The 19357-nt window shown below is 39.4% G+C and carries 18 protein-coding genes; 7 read left to right on the forward strand and 11 right to left on the reverse strand.

Annotated features, from left to right (window positions below):
• Positions 1 to 31: 31 nt before the first annotated feature.
• The 7 genes from O0V13_RS16175 to O0V13_RS16205 all read right to left on the reverse strand — a co-directional run bounded on the left by O0V13_RS16175 (position 32) and on the right by O0V13_RS16205 (position 5720).
• Positions 32 to 268, reverse strand: coding sequence for a YdcH family protein (locus O0V13_RS16175; protein WP_268036013.1), 237 nt, complete (start codon positions 266 to 268; stop codon positions 32 to 34).
• A gap of 81 nt (positions 269 to 349) precedes the next feature.
• Positions 350 to 1909, reverse strand: coding sequence for a M81 family metallopeptidase (locus O0V13_RS16180; protein ID WP_268036014.1), 1560 nt, complete (start codon positions 1907 to 1909; stop codon positions 350 to 352).
• Between the two features lie 82 nt (positions 1910 to 1991).
• Complete coding sequence (locus O0V13_RS16185; RefSeq protein WP_268036015.1) at positions 1992 to 2498, reverse strand: hypothetical protein; 507 nt, start codon at positions 2496 to 2498, stop codon at positions 1992 to 1994.
• Between the two features lie 10 nt (positions 2499 to 2508).
• Positions 2509 to 3408 (reverse strand): hypothetical protein, encoded by a 900-nt coding sequence (locus tag O0V13_RS16190; protein ID WP_268036016.1) that lies wholly within the window; start codon positions 3406 to 3408, stop codon positions 2509 to 2511.
• 55 nt (positions 3409 to 3463) lie between these two features.
• Positions 3464 to 4171 (reverse strand): 2-phosphosulfolactate phosphatase, encoded by a 708-nt coding sequence (locus tag O0V13_RS16195; RefSeq protein WP_268036017.1) that lies wholly within the window; start codon positions 4169 to 4171, stop codon positions 3464 to 3466.
• Positions 4168 to 5262, reverse strand: coding sequence for a glycine cleavage system aminomethyltransferase GcvT (gene gcvT / locus O0V13_RS16200; protein ID WP_268036018.1), 1095 nt, complete (start codon positions 5260 to 5262; stop codon positions 4168 to 4170). Before gcvT ends, O0V13_RS16195 begins: the two co-directional genes overlap by 4 nt.
• Positions 5263 to 5393: 131 nt before the next feature.
• The gene (locus tag O0V13_RS16205; protein WP_073570701.1) at positions 5394 to 5720 is read right to left on the reverse strand and encodes a HesB/IscA family protein; all 327 of its coding nucleotides are present in this window, start codon (positions 5718 to 5720) and stop codon (positions 5394 to 5396) included.
• A gap of 93 nt (positions 5721 to 5813) precedes the next feature.
• Here O0V13_RS16205 and mce point away from each other — a divergent pair, with 93 nt between their 5' ends.
• Together mce and thiL are read left to right on the forward strand one after the other, a co-directional pair.
• Positions 5814 to 6218 (forward strand): methylmalonyl-CoA epimerase, encoded by a 405-nt coding sequence (mce, locus tag O0V13_RS16210; protein WP_268036019.1) that lies wholly within the window; start codon positions 5814 to 5816, stop codon positions 6216 to 6218.
• A gap of 175 nt (positions 6219 to 6393) precedes the next feature.
• Positions 6394 to 7422 carry a thiamine-phosphate kinase gene (gene thiL, locus O0V13_RS16215; RefSeq protein WP_268036021.1) on the forward strand — a complete coding sequence of 343 codons (1029 nt, stop codon included), beginning with the start codon at positions 6394 to 6396 and terminating at the stop codon, positions 7420 to 7422.
• Between the two features lie 55 nt (positions 7423 to 7477).
• Here thiL and O0V13_RS16220 read toward each other — a convergent pair whose 3' ends face one another.
• Together O0V13_RS16220 and rlmD are read right to left on the reverse strand one after the other, a co-directional pair.
• Positions 7478 to 7855 carry a hypothetical protein gene (locus O0V13_RS16220; RefSeq protein WP_073570698.1) on the reverse strand — a complete coding sequence of 126 codons (378 nt, stop codon included), beginning with the start codon at positions 7853 to 7855 and terminating at the stop codon, positions 7478 to 7480.
• Complete coding sequence (gene rlmD / locus O0V13_RS16225) at positions 7852 to 9258, reverse strand: 23S rRNA (uracil(1939)-C(5))-methyltransferase RlmD (RefSeq protein WP_268036022.1); 1407 nt, start codon at positions 9256 to 9258, stop codon at positions 7852 to 7854. Before rlmD ends, O0V13_RS16220 begins: the two co-directional genes overlap by 4 nt.
• Positions 9259 to 9440: 182 nt before the next feature.
• Between rlmD and O0V13_RS16230 the strand changes: the two genes are divergently transcribed.
• Positions 9441 to 10511 (forward strand): DUF4221 family protein, encoded by a 1071-nt coding sequence (locus O0V13_RS16230; protein ID WP_268036023.1) that lies wholly within the window; start codon positions 9441 to 9443, stop codon positions 10509 to 10511.
• A gap of 91 nt (positions 10512 to 10602) precedes the next feature.
• Here O0V13_RS16230 and O0V13_RS16235 read toward each other — a convergent pair whose 3' ends face one another.
• Together O0V13_RS16235 and O0V13_RS16240 are read right to left on the reverse strand one after the other, a co-directional pair.
• Entirely contained in the window at positions 10603 to 11190 is a 588-nt protein-coding gene (locus O0V13_RS16235; RefSeq protein WP_268036024.1) for a hypothetical protein, read from the reverse strand.
• A complete protein-coding gene (locus tag O0V13_RS16240; RefSeq protein WP_268036025.1) occupies positions 11187 to 11651 on the reverse strand; it encodes a PspC domain-containing protein in 465 nt (154 codons plus the stop codon). The genes O0V13_RS16235 and O0V13_RS16240 overlap by 4 nt, the downstream gene beginning before the upstream one ends.
• 138 nt (positions 11652 to 11789) lie before the next feature.
• Between O0V13_RS16240 and O0V13_RS16245 the strand changes: the two genes are divergently transcribed.
• The 4 genes from O0V13_RS16245 to O0V13_RS16260 all read left to right on the forward strand — a co-directional run bounded on the left by O0V13_RS16245 (position 11790) and on the right by O0V13_RS16260 (position 19262).
• On the forward strand, positions 11790 to 13583 hold the full coding sequence (locus O0V13_RS16245) for a tetratricopeptide repeat-containing sensor histidine kinase (protein WP_268036026.1): 1794 nt from the start codon (positions 11790 to 11792) through the stop codon (positions 13581 to 13583).
• 2 nt (positions 13584 to 13585) lie between these two features.
• Positions 13586 to 14335: a LytR/AlgR family response regulator transcription factor gene (locus tag O0V13_RS16250; RefSeq protein WP_268036027.1), complete on the forward strand. Its 750-nt coding sequence runs from the start codon at positions 13586 to 13588 to the stop codon at positions 14333 to 14335.
• 226 nt (positions 14336 to 14561) lie between these two features.
• Positions 14562 to 15374: an SDR family oxidoreductase gene (locus O0V13_RS16255; RefSeq protein WP_268036028.1), complete on the forward strand. Its 813-nt coding sequence runs from the start codon at positions 14562 to 14564 to the stop codon at positions 15372 to 15374.
• Positions 15375 to 19262: an AAA domain-containing protein gene (locus tag O0V13_RS16260; RefSeq protein ID WP_268036029.1), complete on the forward strand. Its 3888-nt coding sequence runs from the start codon at positions 15375 to 15377 to the stop codon at positions 19260 to 19262. It begins immediately after the preceding gene.
• Positions 19263 to 19357: the final 95 nt, after the last annotated feature.

Genomic DNA, 19357 nt, shown 5'->3' on the forward strand with positions numbered 1-19357 from the left:
AAAAATGCCCGGTCTAAACCGGGCATTTTGATTAATTATCCTGAAGAAACTGGTAAATCTCGTCCTTCAAATGAAGTCTTTTGATCCGAAGCTGATTTGCCGCCTCATCAGAAGCCGGCTCTGTATCGGATTCTACTCTATAAATTTCATGATCTACTTCATCGTAGTTTTCGAAAAGCTTTTTGAAGTGCTCATTTGAAACCTTTAGATCATTGATCTTGCTTTCAAATTCTGGAAATTCTTCCTGTAGTGGATGTTTTTTTAACATGGTCTATTTGCGTTTATCAATTACCAAGATTACCCAGAATATTGGCCAATAAAAATGACAAATGTCACTTTTGAGTATAAATTAGTTCAGTTCATCAGCTGCTTTCATCCATCTGACAGTCAAGTCAGGATCAGCCATGTCTTTATCCAATGGGAACATCGGTCTTTTGATTCTTTGGTAGCCTAGACGCTCCAAATCCTGGTCCACTCCACCTGGAGTCAAAGCCATGATCCAATCTCCTCTCATATTATATAGTTCAGGTACTAGGTAGCCGATTTTTACAACTAAAATATCTGAATTTCTAGGATCCAATTCGAGTTCAGTAAAGTCAGATTCGTTGTGGTAAGGCTTTCTTTTTTCAGTAACGATTACCTTGATCGAGCCAACTTGAACTACAACTTCTGTTTTTGCATCTCTGTCTCCTTCTTTGATTGCTAAGACTTTTCCTTTTAGCAAAACAGGGCCTGCAAAACGATTGTCTACAGCAGCTCCCACATACCCTTCAACCTGAGCTCCAACTCCTGCCTCTTTTGCTTTTGCAACCAATTCTGGTCCCGGGATGGATGCGTAGATTAATTCTGGTCCATTCTCTGACTTGAATTCTGGTCTTTTTAATAGCTCATTCAAAGTCCAGGTAACATCGCCTGCACCCCCTGCTGTGGGATTGTCTCCCATATCAGAAATCACAAATGGCTTTTTCTCACTTTTCAAAGCCATCTCTAAACTCTCGTCCAAATATGCAACGGGTGCGACGAATTCGAATTCATTTCTGACATCCCAAAAGCTTTGAGCCAAAAACTCAGCACTTTCTTTGACTTGAGCCTCATTATCTCCGGTTACCATTACTACAGCATGGTTTCTTGGTTCATCCGCCCATGCATATCCGATCCAGATTGCAGCATCAATCACCCCTTCTTTTTTGGTCTGGGGATCAACTTTTGAATACAAGGTTTTTCCGGGGTCGATTCTGGTTGAGGTTTTTTCTCCTGGAAGTAAAATAGGAACTGGAATCCATGCTTTGAAAGCTGGTTTTCCTTTTCCGGATTCCAATCTATCCAACATGTTTTCAACTGCTCTCTGCTTGGATTCTAATGCATCCTCATGAGGTGCCATTCTATAGCAGGTGATCAAATCGGAGTTCTCAGCAAGTCTTTCAGAAACATTTCCATGCAAATCCATGGATGTAGAAATCAACGTCTCAGGACCGACTACTTCGCGCACCTTGACTATAAAATCACCTTCAGGATCATCTAAGTCTTCTACACTCATGGCACCATGGATGTCAAAGAATAATCCGTCATAGGGAAGGTTTTCTTTCAGCATTTCCAAAGTCACATTGACCAAAGAGTCATAAGCTTCGCGAGTTACCATTCCTCCTGGGATGGCATGGCCTCTCAAGGTTGGAAACCATTGGGCTCTTGCTCGATCTTCAGAACTATCAGAAAGGAATCGGTAATAATTGAAAATATCGTCTCCAACCCGAGCCTTGAAAGACTCTGCCGTAGATCTGGCAGGAGAGAAAGTGCTGGATTCTATCGCCAATCCGGCAATAGCAATACGGGGAAGTGGTTTTTCCTTACTCTCATTTTTGCAGGAAGTGAAAAGCAAAAGAAGAGAGAAAATAGATAAATAATATTTCATCAGCTGGTGGTTTTAAAGAATGTAAAATACCAGCTTCTTTTAAGAATTCAATTAAGTTTTGGTTGGTTGGGAAAAATTTCGTTTAAGATGAGTACTCATGCTTAAAGTTGGGAGTCTCATTTTCGCTTTTCGGTTTGATAATTACCGTCCTGGGTAAACTCATCAGGTCTATTCCAAATAAATAGTAATTAACCGAACCTAAGATTTCAATTCTTCCGTCTTTTTCCTGAATCCCTTCTTGTTTCCATACCCTTCCTAAAACAAAACCTGATAAGTAGGAATCCGAAAGAAAGGGATTGATTTGGTTGTTTTCCTTTTCTCGTACAATAGATATATTTAAATCATTAATAGTGGAAACAGGAATTATAATCTGATCAACTGAATATTCTAAGCCTATAGGGCTGTCCTTTCCTTGACCCGGTTTGTTTTGCTTGATTAGTGAAAAGGTCCCAATCAAAATTGCAGGGATGGCAATGAACCTCCATTTTTTTTGTAGTTGGGAAATGCCGAGTCGTATCACCAACAAGAAAAAGAATACAAAAAGAATAATTATCGCTAAGTCAAAGATACTCCATAGTAAGTCTAACATTATCAGTCTTTTAGGTGTGCTGAATAATATAGCAAACTATTTTGGTATTTGGATTCATAAAAATGAAAAGGTCCCCATCAGATCCAAAATTCATTTTATTATAATACGAATTATCAATCGAGGCCGAAGAAAATTTTAAATCAGATTCTATTACAGGGACATTTATTTCTGATGAAATTTGGCAGATAAATTTCATCATTTCTCCTGATTTTGGACATGTAGGAATGGCAGGATTTTGAATCCATTTAGGGATTCCAATCAGCCCGTTCTCCCACTCTAATTCTCTGTGTTCGTAAAGTTTTTCAGTAGAAATAAATGTTTTTTCAAATATTACTTGGCTGCTTGAATTCACAATTTTATCATCATAGTCTGAGTTTAAATACTCGGATTCATTGATGACAAATGGGTTGTTTTGATCAGAATAATCCAAAAATAGTTGGTCAAAATAACCATATAATGGAATGGTAAGATTCAGATCAAATGGTAGCCACTCGAAACCATGAGTTTTGTTTGATAATTTTCCTAAATATTGAAACGATGGCTTTTTTGAGAATTTTGGAAGATTAAATTCCTTTTCTTTTGTTCCGCCGAGAAAACTTTCTGATTTAGCTTGAGAAAGTAAAATGGCAAAAATAACATTTGGTGATATTTCTTCTTTTAGTTGGAATGATTTTTCTTCATCAGATAACTCTAATGGATCTCTTTCCCCATACATCCATTGATGCTTTTCGATTAATAAACCATCCTTAAAAACTAATTCTAGTCCATCATTGTCCTCTTTTGCAAATAATTTATCTACAGCTTGGGTTCTTAAAAAATTGTAAGATTGTGCATCTCCTTTGAATACTACTTCTGAGCCAATTAAAAAATGCTTGGTTACTTTTATTGTAAAAGGATTTTTGAATTTCATAAAATCGTTTGTTGAAAATATGAACTAAAAAATAAATAAATTTTAAGAAAGACAATTAGATTTTTTTCAAAACGTCGCCATTAAAAACCTTTCCTACAATATCAAACAAGTCCAAGGTCAAGCAGATGTCAATATCATGTTCAATTCCATGATTCTGCAGTCTTTTGGCATGTGAAGCCTGAGAAAGGAATTGCTTCATCTGATGGCCTTCTTTTTCAAAAAGTGACTTCATGGCCATCGCCCCATCATCCTCAGAAAGATGCGTGGATTCAAGAGATTTAACCAAAGCCCCGGCATAAAGAGAGTCTTCCAGATTGAATTTCCCTTTCCATCCTGCACAATGAATTAAAACATCCTTGTCTTGTTGCTGAATATATTGGATGGTAGCGGAAAGGTTTGGAAATGCACCAATTAGGATTTCGTCAGCCTCCTGAGACTTGGAAATAGCCAATGTTCCATTAGTTGTGGTCATAGCTAATTTATTTCCGGAATAATCCTTTTTCAAAAATGCCACTGGTGAATTACCCAAATCAAACCCTTCGATGGTTTTGCCATTTCTTTCTCCGGCTACCAAGTATCCCTGGCTTTGCATTTTGCGGCAGGATTCCTTGTCTGCAAAGGTTCTGATCTCTTCAATTCCCTTGGAAAGGGCGGTAACCATCGTGGTTGTCGCACGGAAAATATCCACGACAACCACGATTTTACCTTGTAATTCATGTAATTGAATCAGCTCAGGGCTGAAGCAAACTTCAATCTGTCTCATCCTTTATAAAGAGGAAGTTTTTCTACCTGTGCTTTCAGGTTTTTGTTTCTGATCTGGATAAAAATTTCAGTTCCGGCCTTTGCGAATTCGGTTTTCACATAGCCCAATCCAATCCCAACTTCCATAGAAGGAGATTGAGTTCCGGATGTGACTTCGCCGATTACATTTCCTTCAGAATCTACAATAGGGTAATGACCTCTTGGAATCCCTCTTTCCTGCATCACAAAACCCACTAATTTTCGTTGAACACCAGCTTCTTTTTGAGCTTTCAAAGCTTCAGAATTGGTGAAATCCTTGGTGAATTTGGTAATCCATCCCAAACCAGCTTCAATAGGGGAAGTTTCATCCGTGATGTCATTACCATAAAGGCAATATCCCATTTCTAGGCGAAGAGTATCCCTTGCTCCTAATCCGATTGGTTGGATTCCAAAGTCTTTTCCTGCTTCAAAAATTGCCTTCCATACTTTCTCGGCATCTTCGTTTTTCACATAGATTTCAAATCCACCAGCTCCTGTATAACCGGTTCCAGAGATGATGACATCCTGAACTCCTGCAAATTCTCCTACAGTGAAATGGTAGAATTTAACCTCGGAAAGATTAACTGGAGTCAATGACTGAACTGCTTCGATAGCTTTAGGTCCTTGTACTGCAAAAAGAGAAATCTCATCAGAAATATTGGTCAGTTTCGCTCCCATGGTGTTGAACTTGTTTACCCAAGCCCAATCTTTATCAATATTGGAGGCATTCACTACCAACATGTATTTTTCATCTTCAAATTTGTAAACGATCAAATCGTCAACAATTCCTCCCGTTTCATTTGGAAAACAAGAGTATTGCGCCTGGCCATTGATCAATTTGGAGGCATCGTTGGAAGTAACCTTTTGAATCAGATTTAAGGCTTCTGGACCTTCCACCATGAATTCTCCCATATGGGACACATCAAATACCCCAACTCCCTGTCTTACGCAATGGTGCTCTTCTTTGTCTGAGCTATATCTTACAGGCATATTGTATCCGGCAAAAGGGACCATTTTGCCACCTAATGCAGTATGAAGATCATTGAGTTGAATTTTTTTGATTTGTTCTTCCATAATTTGGGTTCGGTTTTAATGGGGGCAAAGGTAAGGAATGAGCGCTAAAATGGGGTAGGAAATGGGTAAAAAGAAAGGCAACCCGTTTGGGTCGCCTCATTAATTTTTTGATAGCTGAAGTATTGCTCAAATTAAACTGAGAAGCTTTCTCCACAGCCGCAGGTTCTGCTGGCATTTGGATTGATAAATTGGAAGCCTTTTCCGTTCAATCCGTCCGTAAACTCCAAAGTAGTTCCTGCCAGATACAACAAGCTTTTTCTATCAACGATAATCTTCACACCTTTATCTTCAAATACGTGATCGGTCTCAACAGTATTCGCATCAAATCCCAAATCATACATTAACCCGGAACAGCCGCCACCTTTTACAGAAACGCGGATGTTTTCGTTATCGGCACGACCTTCTTCTTGCTTGAGTTCCAAAATTCGCTCTTTGGCCTTATCAGAAACGATGATCATATTTTATATCTTTTTATATATCTTCAATTGTATTCGAAAGCAGAACAGAGAGGCTTTCGAAAAGATTCATTTGCAAATATACAAAATATTAAAATGAGGAAAATTGAGCATATAGGAATTGCTGTGCAGGATTTAGAAGAATCCAATGCTTTGTTTGCCAAGTTGTTGGGGAAAAAGCATTTCAAGACTGAAAAAGTGGAAGGTGAAGCGGTTGAAACCTCATTTTTTCAGGTTGGAGAAACAAAAGTTGAATTGCTTCAAGCAACGAATCCCAACAGTGCTATTGCCAAATATTTGGAAAAAAAGAAGCCCGGCGTCCATCATATTGCTTTCGATGTTGAAAATATTGAAGCTGAAGTGGAACGCTTAAAAGGGGAAGGTTTTGAAATATTGAATGAAACGCCAAAACTGGGTGCGGACAATAAATTAGTCGTATTTTTGCATCCCAGAACCACAAATGGGGTTTTGGTGGAACTCTGTCAGGAGATTGGGGTTTAACAGTGAGCAGTGAGCAGTGAGCAGTGAGCAGTGAGCAGTGAGCAGTGAGCAGTGAGCAGTGAGCAGACTGGTTTTCAAAAGAATAGAAAATAGAAAGTAGTTTCAAGGTTAGGATATTGAATCTATTGATTTCAAATACTTAATACTTTGAACATCATACTTTGTACAAATAAAAATGAGCGAAAAAAGAACAGAAATAGGTGATTTGGGTGAGTTCGGTTTAATCGATCACCTAAGCGAAAAAATTGAAATCAAAAACAACTCTTCCCTTAAAGGAATCGGTGATGACGCAGCTGTCATTGAAGGTGGAGATCATGTGAAGGTGGTAACCACAGATTTATTATTGGAAGGGGTTCATTTTGACCTTTCCTATGCGCCATTGCCTCATGTTGGCTTTAAAGCTGTGGCTGTAAACGTTTCTGATGTGGCTGCGATGAATGCAATTCCCAAGCAGATCACGGTTTCGATCGCACTTTCCAATCGCTTCTCAGTTGAGGCAGTTGATGCCCTATATTCTGGGATTCGAGCAGCCTGTGAACATTATGGAGTGGATTTGATAGGAGGAGATACCACAGCGTCAAGAAGTGGGTTGGTTATTTCCGTGACTGCCATCGGTGAAGCTAAAAAAGAAGAGATCAGCTATAGAAATGGTGCAAAGGTGAATGATATTCTTTGTGCTACTGGCGATTTGGGAGCGGCATTGGTAGGACTTCAGATTTTGGAGAGAGAAAAGCAAGTTTTCCTTGCCAATCCTGATATGAGGCCTGATTTGGAAAAGTATACCATCGTCACGGGCAGACAGCTGAGGCCAGATGCTAGAATGGATATCATTCATGAATTGAAAGAAGCTGGCGTGGTTCCTACTTCCATGATGGATATTTCAGATGGATTGGCTTCTGAAATTTTTCATATCTGTAAAGCCTCCAATGTGGGTGCAACAATTTATGAGGATAAACTTCCCATTGATAAGCAAACCTTTGATACGGCCGTAGAATTGAATTTAGATCCGATCACCTGTGTGTTGAACGGGGGAGAGGATTATGAATTGCTATTCACTATCGACCAAAAGGATTTTTCCAAGCTGGAGAAACATCCAGATATTCACTTTATCGGTCATATGACTAAACCTGAAGAAGGGAAATTCCTAGTGACAAAAAGTGGTACAGCCGTACCTCTTAAAGCTCAGGGGTGGAAACATTTCTAATCCGAAACATGTAAAAAGAAAGGCTTGATATTTATAATCAAGCCTTTCTTTTTATCTATTCTTCTGGATAAGGAATGTAAACGAAGCTGGTAAATGCTCCATCCATTACAAATAAGCAACAGAACTCGTCTGGATCTTTGTATGATTTTTTAAACTCTTCCAGAGATTCTTCAGAAATGAGTTTTCTCTGAACGAATTCATCCACATAGGTAATGAAGTAATTCCACTCTAGGTTTTTCTCTGCTTTTCCCAGAAATATCTTTCCGATCGGTTGCATTTCCTTGGAAATTGGGAATATGGGGTAATCCGAAAAACCACGGGATTTGATCTGGTAAGCAGCCTCTTTCAATACATCAGAAATCTTAATGAAATCACTGCTAATTGTACCAAGGTACTTTCCGTTTAATTCGGGATCATTGAAATCTGAAATCATGATTTGAGGGTTAAGCGTATAACATTTTCAACATGGTAGGTTTGAGGAAACATATCTACAGGCTGAATTCGTTCCACTTGATATTTTTCTCCCAATAAAGCTACATCCCTGGCCTGAGTCGCTGGATTACAGGAAACATAAACAATAGTCGGTGCTTCCAATCTCAACAGCATATTGATAACATCTTCATGCATTCCGGCTCTAGGAGGATCTGTAATGATCACGTCCGGTCTGGCATGTTGAGAGATGAATTCCTCATTCAATACATCTTTCATATCTCCTGCATAAAACAATGTATTCTCAATCTCATTGATTTGGGAGTTGAGCTTGGCGTCTTCAATCGCAGCTTCGACATATTCCACACCGATCACCTGCTTGGCTTTTTTAGCCACGAAATTGGCAATCGTTCCAGTTCCTGTATACAAGTCATAAACGACCTCATCACCTTTCAACTCGGCAAAGTCCCTTGCGACTTTGTAAAGCTCATAAGCTTGCTCTGAATTAGTTTGATAAAAGGATTTCGGTCCTATTCTAAATTTGAGACCTTCCATTTCCTCTTCTATGTAAGGCAAACCTGCGTATGTTACCAACTCCAGATCGTGGAACGTCTCATTTCCTTTGGTGTTGATTACATAAAGAAGGGAAGTGATTTCAGGGAATTTAACTTTTAGGAATTCCATAACCTGTGGAATCTGATCTGGATTGTCTTCCCCGAATTGGACAATGACCATGCTTTGACCAGTCGAGGTAGTACGGATGATCAGATTTCGGAGCAATCCGACTTGCTCACGGATGTCATAGAAGCTCAGGTTGTTTTCCAAGGCAAAACTTCTCAATTCATTTCGGACATCGTTGGAAATGCCTCCTTGTAGGTAACAATGGTCGATGTCTATAATCTTATCAAACATTTTTGGGATATGAAATCCCAATGCGTTTCTATCGAAGTCTTCCTCAGAGCGGATCTGCTCCAAAGTCAGCCATTTTTTGTTGGAAAAAGTAAAATCGAGTTTGTTGCGATAATAACGGGTTTGGGAAGAACCCAGAATAGGAAGTACTTCCGGTATCGGAACTTTGGCGATTCGGGTAAATTGATCAACCACCTGTTGTCTTTTGTAATCTTTTTGAAGTTCGTAGTTGATGTGTTGCCACTTGCATCCACCACAAGTACCAAAATGTTCGCAAAAGGGCTCGACACGGTCTGTTGAATACTCATGGAAGTGAATGGCCTGACCTTCCATAAAGGAGCTTTTTCCTTTGGTAATGCGCACATCTACCACATCACCGGGAGCTACTCCACTGACAAATACTACCTTGCCATCATGGTGTCCCACACATTTTCCCTCTGAAGCAATTCGCTCGATCAGGAGGTTGGAAACCACTTTGTTTTTCATTTTTCGCGACATGGCCGCAAAATTAGGGAAAAAAGATGGCTGGAAGAAATTCAATTTGTATTCAAAATATTATATATTTAGGTTAATTATTAAATGTTAGTAGTGTGAAATTGTTTTATGTTTTGAGTCTGTCATTTTTGATTTTCTCCTGTACTGACAAGCGCAAGGAGATAAAAGGGATCGACTTAGACCCTATGAGTCAGAAAGTAATCCCGGTTAATGATTTATCCACAGATTTTTCATTGCTCTCCCAGGTAAATTTTCAAGAGGATGGAGATGCCCTTTTTATCCATTTAAATTACTTTGATTCTGATCCCAATTATTTGTTTGTCAATTCCTTGAATGATCCAGAGATGGATTTAGTCTTAAAATTTGAGGGAGAGGGACCGAATGAAGTTGGGGGAGTGACAGACTTCTATTTTCACAATTATGATTCCATATTTTTGATAGACAGGTATCGCTATCAAGTGAGCTTGGCTGACTCTTCCGGAAAGGTGCTCAGGAGATATAGGCTAAAAGAAAATGACAGCAATAGGCCCGGGGAGAATTCAGTCCTTCCCTGGGTGACCTCCAAATCCCGAATTTTTTTGCGTGGAAGATATCTATATATCCCTGGTGTTCCAGATCAAAGTCCCTACAAAAGCAAATACACCAAGGAAAATTTATTAATTAAAATGGATTTGCAAACAGGGAAGTATACAACCCTCTTAGGTTATCCTGAACTCTACCAAACAGATGACTATTGGGGAAATATTGATCATGTGCATCCAAGTCTTTCTTCTACCGATGACCCGGATTTAATTCTAGTCAGTTACCCTTTAGCAGATTTGATTTATAGCTTAAATCTAAAAACAGAAGAATTGGAACCTTATTTCTGGATGGGCAGTGATCATCTCGATCCTCCAGTTTTTATAGATTTTAAGGATAATCAGTCAGATAAAATGATCCGATATCAGTATGGTACAGATTATTATTTCTCCTTGAATTATGACCCTTTTCGAAAACTTTATTGGAGGATTGTTTATAAAAAATATGATGCCGAGTCGCTGGATAAGATGGTGAATCGCACAGAAGCCGGAAAACCCAATAAAAAATATATGATCGTATATGATGAAAATCTGGATAGAATAGGAGAGTTTGATCTGGATTCAATTCCCAGGTTTGTAGGCTATGATTTTATTGTTTTAAAAGACGGACCTTATATTTCAGTCACTCCTGAAGATGTGGAAGATGAAAAGATTTTTCAGAGGATGGTTCTAGAGTAAGGGATGGATTGGTTTTCCTTCTTATTGAAATCAAGCGGTGTTGATTTTAAAGTGGTTACCAATTCCGGTTTTTTTAAAAGGTTCCTATGCCTTATTCATTGTTTCTGGGGACCCTAAATTCTCCCTCAGAAATCTCAACTTCACCGATCAGAAGGTTTTGACCGGAGCTGGAATCATAGGCTCTGGCCTTCCCTGAAAAATCACCTTTCATAGATTCTGCTCCTATTTCCTCAAATTCAATGACAAGCTCCTCCCATATTGGGCTAATCGTATTATTCGTTGCGATATAGACCTGTCCATTTTCATCAAAATAACTAAAAAGCAATGTCTGGAGATGAATGGATCCTGAGGTGGCTAGGTTGGAATAGCTGATTCCGGCTTTAAAGTCCTCGGTGTGATCCAGGCGGAAAACGATTTGGTTATGAAGAGGTTCGAATATATTCTTGCTTCCCGAAAGTTGGATGATATGCAATTGACTTACCTGATCAAAATATTTCCCTGCAGTTAAATTAATCTGGGTTTCAGGTTCATAATTGTAGATCTTTTGCTCTCCGTCAACTTTGAACTTAAAATAGTAAAGGGAGTTGTTGTCTTTGGGTTCTTCATCCCCGCTAGAACAGGCTGTCAGCAGCAAAAAAGTACCTGCAACTAAGCAGCATAAATAGAAGTTGGTTTTCATGAGGATTGGTTGGCTTTTTTTTCAAGGATGAATCCGATGATCCCTCCTAAAAAGGTGAATAGAAAAATGGATAACATCAGGTTTCCAATGAGGGACCAGCTGTTTCCAACATAGTGATGGTATTCCTCCATGATTCCCGGAAGGCCTGTCAAGTATCCAAAAACCCCACTTCCTCCTTTCCAGTTTTTGATGATTTCAGGCTGAAAATAGTAGCTCAAAGGAATTCCAAGCAGTGCGCCTGTTAAGGAAAAGGTCACTGTTTTTCCTTTCCTTAAAACCAGAGTCAGGTACAGGAGAATATAGAGAAAGAGTCCCAAAGGAATTAGGAAGAAAGTAAGTACTACTAGACCAATTCTAGGAACTAAGGGGGAACTGTTGATTTTTTTTGAAACTTCAGCACCAACGCCTAAAATGATTTTGTCGGGTTTTGAAAAGTAAGATTGAATTTTCTGAGCGTCCATAGAGATGGTTTTCTGATAAAAATAAAGGTCAGAGCTGCGATATGGAAGTGAGAATTAGTGTGTGTGGCAGTTGGCTGATTTTCTGCCCACTTGTATTTATTTGTTGATCTAATCGCTTAATTTAAAGTGCTTTTAGGAATGCTTATGAATTTTTGTATATCCCTGATTTTTCTCTTTTATTTTGATGGGTTGATCCAGGAGAACTTATTGACCGGATTTGATTCTCTGGATTTAAACCCAACTCACCTTTCCATCCAGGATTCTGTCATTATTGATCAAAGAAATGATTTCATCAAACAAAGGCTTTTTGAAAATCCACAGGATAGCAGCTTGTTGGAATTTGCCCAGGAAACCTTGGTTTTCTCTCATCTTTTGAACTACGCCAAGGGTGCTTTAATGTCCAACGACCGTTTAGGTTTGATTTATCAATATACTTTTTCCAATCCCTTTAAGGCCTTGGATTCCTATTTTCAGGCGCTGTCCATTGCGGAAGAAAATCCAGAGCTTTCCGACTTGCAGTGGGGAATCAAAGGAAATGTCGGGCTTATCTATTATGAACAGGAGGAATATGGGAAAAGCCTGAAATTATTTCAGGAAGTAGCTGCCAATAGCAGGGAATCAGAACTGACAGCTCTCTTGAATATAGGGAATATTTATGGGGCAATCCATCAGAATGATTCCGCTATATACTATTTTGAAAAAGCCCTTCTTTTTCAGGAACTTCATAGCAACCCCGTCCAATTGGCAAATCTGTACAGTAATCTCTCACTGATTTATGTCCAGGAGCAAGATTCCGTCAATGCTTTGGATATGGCCCAAAGGAGCCTGAACCTGGTAGATTCTTTAGATATCAATTTTGTCAAACCCACTGCGTTTGCGAATGCTGCCATGGCATATCTTCTGATTGGGGCATTGGATCAATCGGAGGAACTGGCCATAAGGTCTTTGAAGATCAGTCAGCAACAGGGGAACATCTTTGTTCAAAAAGTAGCCTGGGGAACTCTGTCGGATATCTATGCCGCCAAAGGGAATTACAAGCAGGGCTTACAGGCATTCCAGGAGTTCTCTCTTTTGAAAGACAGCTTGAATAACCAAAACCGAAGAGTTGAAATCAATAGGAGGCAAATGGCTTTTGACTTCGAAAAGGAGCATGATCAGGCAATGGCTGAAATTGAAAGGCAAAAACTGCAGAGAATTTATACTTTGGGCATCGCTGTTCTTGTGGGGCTGATACTGATGGCAATAGGGTATATTTATAAGAAAAGAAGAGATACACGTACAGAAATAAGTGAAGCAAAATCAAGGGTCTTGATTTTTGAAACTGAGTTGAAATTGCTCCGCACACAGATGAATCCTCATTTCATTTTTAATTCCCTGAACTCAATCGGTGACTATATCCTCAAATATGACCCTGAATCTGCTCAGGATTACCTTTCCAAATTTGGAAAGCTGATGAGAATGTTACTTGAAAATTCTTCGAAGGATGAAATATCCTTACAGGAAGATCTGGAATTTTTGGATCTTTACCTACAGATTGAAAGCAGAAGACAGCCCTATAAATTCTCCTATTCTATCGAGGTTGATGATAAGTTGGACGTTACCAATGTATTGGTACCACCAATGCTCTTGCAGCCTTTCGTCGAAAATTGCATCTGGCATGCCTTTCCTGAAAAAAATAAGATGGGGAAAATAGAAATTAGTTTCAAAATGGAAGAGGATACCTTGCATTGCGCTATTGAAGACAACGGAGTCGGCAGAAGCAGGGGGCAGGTGAGCGGAACCCATCAATCCATGGGATCTGCCATTACTGAAAGCCGACTAAGAATTTTAAATCAGAGATTGGGTTGGGACGGAAAACTTCAAATCATCGATAAACCTTTCAATAGCGGAACCCAAGTAGAGATTTCACTTCCTTTGATTTTGGCTTTTTGAATATGAAACGGATCATTTTTATAGTAGAGGACGAACAACATTGTACCGATAGGATTGTAGAGTTCCTTAAACCCTACCAAAGTAAAATTGACCTGTATTGGTTTGACTCAGTGGAAAGGGCAAAAAAAGAATGGGAAAATAGAAGCCCGGACATCGTTTTCTTGGATGTTAGAATAGGAGACCGGACCGGTTTTGAGCTGTTGGCAGAAATCAGTCTGACTGATTTTTGTTTGATTTTTACCACTTCCTTTGAACAGTATGCTTTGGATGCCTTTCGATTTTCAGCTCTGGATTACCTACTGAAGCCAATTGATCGGGAGGAGTTTGAAAAAGCACTGAACAGAGCTTTTGAAAAACTCGATCACCAACAGCTAAAGGAAAGATTAGGGGTGCTGTTGGGCCATCTTTCCCAGGTTCCCAGCTCCAAAAAAATCAGCCTGCCCTTTCAGGGCGGATTTATTTTCTTAGATATCCAGGATGTTCTAAGATGTGAGGCAGATAGCAACTATACCCATCTGTTTACCGTGGAGGGAAAGAAATATACTGTGTCCAAAACCCTGAAGTATTATGAATTGCTCTTACAGGATTTCGGGTTTTTTAGGATACATAATTCCCATCTCATCAATCTTAGGTACGTGAATGAATATTCCAAAACCGGTTATGTAACCTTGTCAACACAATTGATTTTGGAAGTTTCAAGCCGCAGGAAGGAAGCTTTCTCGAAAGCAATGGGTTTGTTTCTCAATGGTTGATTGAAACAATCAAAAAATCCTTCAAGATCAAATCCGTTTCAACTATCAATGGAATTCCTTCCTTTTACCGATTTCATGCCAGAGGCTTGTGATACTAAATAAACCAACCATTTAAACCAGATGAATAAGGAATTGTAAGGTGTGGAACTGAAAGTCTTTTTGAAATTCAAGATTGGGATACTGTATTTATTCCATAGCCATTATCTTTACCCCTTTAATTTTTGCCATGAAGTTTAAAGATAAAGTCGTAGTCATTACAGGAGCTACCTCAGGGATCGGAGAGGCTTGTGCGGAAGTATTCGGAAGAGAAGGAGCTAAACTGTGTATTACCGGGAGAAATCCTGAAAAGCTGGGAAAGACCCAAAAACAACTGGAAGAAAAAGGATTTGAAGTACTTGCTGTTTTGGCAGATGCAGGATCGGAATCGGATAATAAAAAAATGGCTGAAGAAACCCTTCAGCGATTTGGCCGAATTGATGTGTTGATCAATAATGCTGGTATCTCCATGAGAGCCTTGTTTCAGGATCTGGATCTGGAGGTTTTTCGCAAAGTGATGGATACCAATTTCTGGGGGACTGTCTACGCTACCAAATACTGCCTTCCTGCTATTTTGGAATCCAAGGGTTCGATCATTGGTGTGTCTTCTATCAATGGATACCGAGGTACGCCTGCTCGAACCGCCTACACAGCCAGCAAATATGCCATGAATGGCTTTTTTGAAGCCCTTCGGACAGAGGTGATGAAAAAGGGAGTTCATGTACTGGTAGTTGCCCCTGGATTTACTTCCTCCAATATTCGGAATTCAGCATTGACTGCTGATGGATCCTCTCAGGGAGAATCTCCGCGGGATGAAGGGAAAATGATGACATCTGAACAGGTGGCAGAGCATATGTTGAAAGCTACCCTGAAAAGAAAAAGGGATATTGTCCTGACTTCTGAAGGGAAAATGGCTGTGTTCCTGAATAAATGGATACCGGGAATTCTCGATGGAATTGTCTATAATAAGATGGCCAAAGAAAAAGATTCTCCATTTAAATAAATGCCCCAAAACCTCTTTCAATTTTACCTCAATAGACTCACTGATCTTTCAACCCGTAACAGGTCTTTGTATTTGCCCAAATTGGAAGGGTTCGGGATGATAGATGTACTGGATTTTGATTTTTTAATCGGAGCCCCGGCATTTTCTCTGATTCAGCTATTGATTCAAGGGAAAAAGAAAATCAAACTGATTCCAGAAATTGATCCGCGGTCAGGGGTCTCGAATCAGCTTTCTAAAGGTTTAAGCAGACTTGCCTACAGGGATCAATTAACACAAGAAGAAACAGGCGAGCAAAGCCTTTACATTGGGTGGCTGTTTGTGGAGGGGAAATTAGTGAATGGACAACTAGTCCGCTCTCCGCTTTTATTGAAATCTATATCATTACTTCGGGAAAAAGGAGATTGGGTCTTATCGTCTGATGGTGATTGGGAATGGAACCCCGCTTTTTTATTAGCGTGGAAGCACGCTGTCAAATCGGATTTTGGTGATGAATTTCCAACGAACCTTTCGGAATCCTTATCAACTGACCCAAGAGAGTTTAGGGTTCAGCTCAATCAACTGATCCAAGAGAATTTTTCGATTCAGGTTCAATCCAATCTATTGGAGGATCGAATTCTTGCTTTTCCGAATATTCAGGCATCGCTGGATCAGGAAAAGTTTCAGGAAGGAAAGGTTTCATTGAAGCCTTATGCTGTTTTGGGACAATTTTCTCAAAAGGGCAGTTTCTTGTTTTCAGATTATGAGCTGCTGCAAAAAATGCAACGGGAAAAGTCATTAGAAGAAGTCTTTCAAACTCGGTTTATTCCTGATAAGTATCTTTCTGAGCCAAGAGAAGAAGATTTGTATCCGGTATTTCCATTGGATTCTTCTCAGGAGAACGTATTGGTGGAGGTGAGAAAAGGCAAAAGCATGGTAGTTCAGGGCCCTCCTGGGACCGGGAAGTCTCAATTGATTACCAATTTGGTTTCTGACTTTATTTCAAGAGGAAAAAGAGTCCTGGTCGTCTCTCAAAAAAGAGCCGCTTTAGATGTGGTTTTTGAGCGTCTGGATCAATTGGGATTTGGGGATTTTTTGGCTTTGGTGCATGATTTCAGAGGGGATAGAAATCTGCTTTTTAAGAAAATCAAAAAACAGATCGATGCTATTGATACTTATCAGGAGGAAAGCAGGGGAATGGATTCCATCCAGTTGGAAAGAGAGATTTCGGTCTTAAGCCGTACGATTGCTAGACTTTCCTCTCAGTTTGAAGGATTAAGAGAATCTCTCTTTGATTCTGAAGCCTGTGGATTACCTGCCAAATCCTTGTATTTACAGGCCAGATCTGAGGGTCCGTTTTTTAAGTCCAAGGATCTGATTCGTCTGAATTGGGATGAGGCAAAGGATTTTGAACAAAATTATCGAATCTACTATGGCTATCAGACCAAGTTTGGTGAAGGGTTCTGGCAGAAAAGAAATTCCTTTTCCAACCTAAGCACCCAGAACTATTCTCAAATTACAGATGCACTGCATTCGGTAGAGGAATTCAGAGAAGAGAATTTCAAAAACTTAGAATTTAAAAACTGGAAAAAGGTTTTGGAAAACCTGTTGGAATCAAATCAGTTTTTGGATGATTTGAAAAAGGCTTATACTTCTTTTGAAGGCTTGGAAAACCCGTCTGTTGGACTTGAAATCATTGGGGATAAAAAGATTCAAAATGAACTGAAACTGGTTCATGGTTTTCTTCAGGAATGGATAGATTCAAAGAATTCATGGTCCTATCAAATTTCAGGTTCTCTTCAAAATTTGGAGGAAGAATTGAAGGAGTTGATTCCTCAAAGTCAATCTTGGTTCGGTAAGCTCAAAGCCAAATTGAACCGCCAAAAATTCCCTTTGGTTTTCCAAAATCTACAAGAAAATGAACTCCTATTTCAATCTGATATTTTGGTTTCGGTCCTGAATGAGGTGCGGGAGAAAATCAGGATAAATAATAGAAAAGAAGAACTTTCAAAAATCACTTTTTTCGATTTTTCTGAGCTACCAGATAAGGATTTTCAGCGAATTCAAATATTTAATACCTGGCTTGAATCATGGAATCTTATTTTAAGTAATGATTTAGTTAATGATTTATTAAAATCTGTTTATCAGGATTTTAAAGAAAAATTGAAAAGTCTTTTAGCTTTACTTGAAGTCTATAGATCCCAGTGTGTGAGGTGGAGAAATTGGCTTTCCAATGATCAGATTTTGCTTCTTTTGGAAAGTGGACTTAAAGAGGTTATTTCTGAACCTGAAATCAATTGGCAAACTATTTTTTCTGAGCTCCAGAGCTTTGATCAGCTATTGGATAATTGGCCTCATAGGGGATTAGCAAAAGCGCTTTGGACGCAAGGGGCGAGATTGGGATTAGCTAAACAAATTGATCTTTTTTGGAATGGATGGTATCTGAATTGGATTTCAGAATTGGAAAGAAGAAACCCTGTGTTGGCTGAGGCCGGAAGTCTGAAGATGGTGCAGGAGATGAGCTTAATTTCATCCTCGATTTTAGAAAAAAGGAAGCTTTCGCATCACATTTCTCTTTTAAGAATTAAGGAGCGATTTATCCAAGATTTGGAATATAACCGGCTTGGAAATCGGGTGTCATTTCGCGAGCTATTGCATCAGGTTTCCAAAAAAAGGCAAAAGTGGTCAGTACGAAAATTGGTAACAGAATTAGAGGAAGATGTTTTCCATGCCATGCCTTGCTGGCTGTGTAGTCCAGAGACTGTTTCTGCTGTTTTCCCTATGGATCAGCAATTTGATCTAGTGATTTTTGATGAGGCCTCGCAATGTCCTGTGGAGAAAGGAATTCCTGCAATGCTTCGGGGGAAGCAAGTGGTAATAGCCGGAGATTCCAAACAGCTGAAACCTTCTGATTTTTATCAGATACGTTGGGAAAGTGAGGAAGAAGGGATTGAATTGGAGTCAGAATCATTATTGGAATTGGCCTCGAATTATTTTGAAAACGCTTCCCTAAAAGGACATTATCGATCGGCTGATCCTAGTTTAATTCATTTCTCCAACCAGCAATTCTATGAAGGAAAGCTTGAAGCTTTGCCTGATTACCCTACTGTAACCGCAGGACTTTCTCCCTTTTCTTGGGAAAAAGTGGAGGGGATATGGGAAAATCAGGTGAACAGGATGGAAGCCGATGCGGTGGTTGTAAAAGTCAGTAAAATTTTAAGTGAATCGCCAAAAGCAAGCTTGGGAATTGTTACCGGAAATTATTTCCAAATGGAATTGATTCGGGATTTGTTGTGGAAAGCCGGGATTCAAGATTCGGATATAAAGGTTAGAAATATTGAAAATGTGCAGGGGGATGAATTTGATCAGGTGATTTTATCTTTGGGGTATGGACCTAATCGGGAAGGTCGATTGGTGACCAACTTTGGACTTTTGGGAAAAAGTGGGGCTCCAAACCGGCTGAATGTGGCTATCAGTAGATCCAGGAAAAAGATGCATGTGATTTCCTCCATAGACCCAGAGGATTTTCGACCCAAGCAATTGGAAAATGAAGGGTTGAAACTCTTGAAAGAGTACTTGTCCTTTGCTAAAGCTCAGAGCAAAGATTACAATGTGGCTCCATTGGAAGTTGTTTCAAGAGGATTTGAAACAGATTGGAGTTTAAAGAGTAAGCTTCGGATGAGTTCTGACTCTTATTCGCTGAACGTCCCAAGCTCTTTGATGGATTTGGTTAAGCTTGAATCTAATGGAGATGCCCTAGCGATTCTCACCGATGATCAGCGATTTTTTAATGCATCTTCAGCCAAAGCTGCGATGGTTTACCATCCTATTTTATTGGAACAGAAAGGATGGAAATGGGATTGGAAGTGGAGTAGAGAGTGGTTTTTAGGTCATGGTGATCAGTCTCAGTGATCAGTATCCAGTTTCAATTAAGGTGGATTCTAGAAATCAGAAGTCTGGATTATTAAAGCCTTACGAATTAAAGTTTTGCAAAATTTTTAATTTAT

The sequence above is a fragment of the Algoriphagus sp. PAP.12 genome, assembly GCF_026652115.1.
Classification (GTDB): Bacteria; Bacteroidota; Bacteroidia; order Cytophagales; family Cyclobacteriaceae; genus Algoriphagus.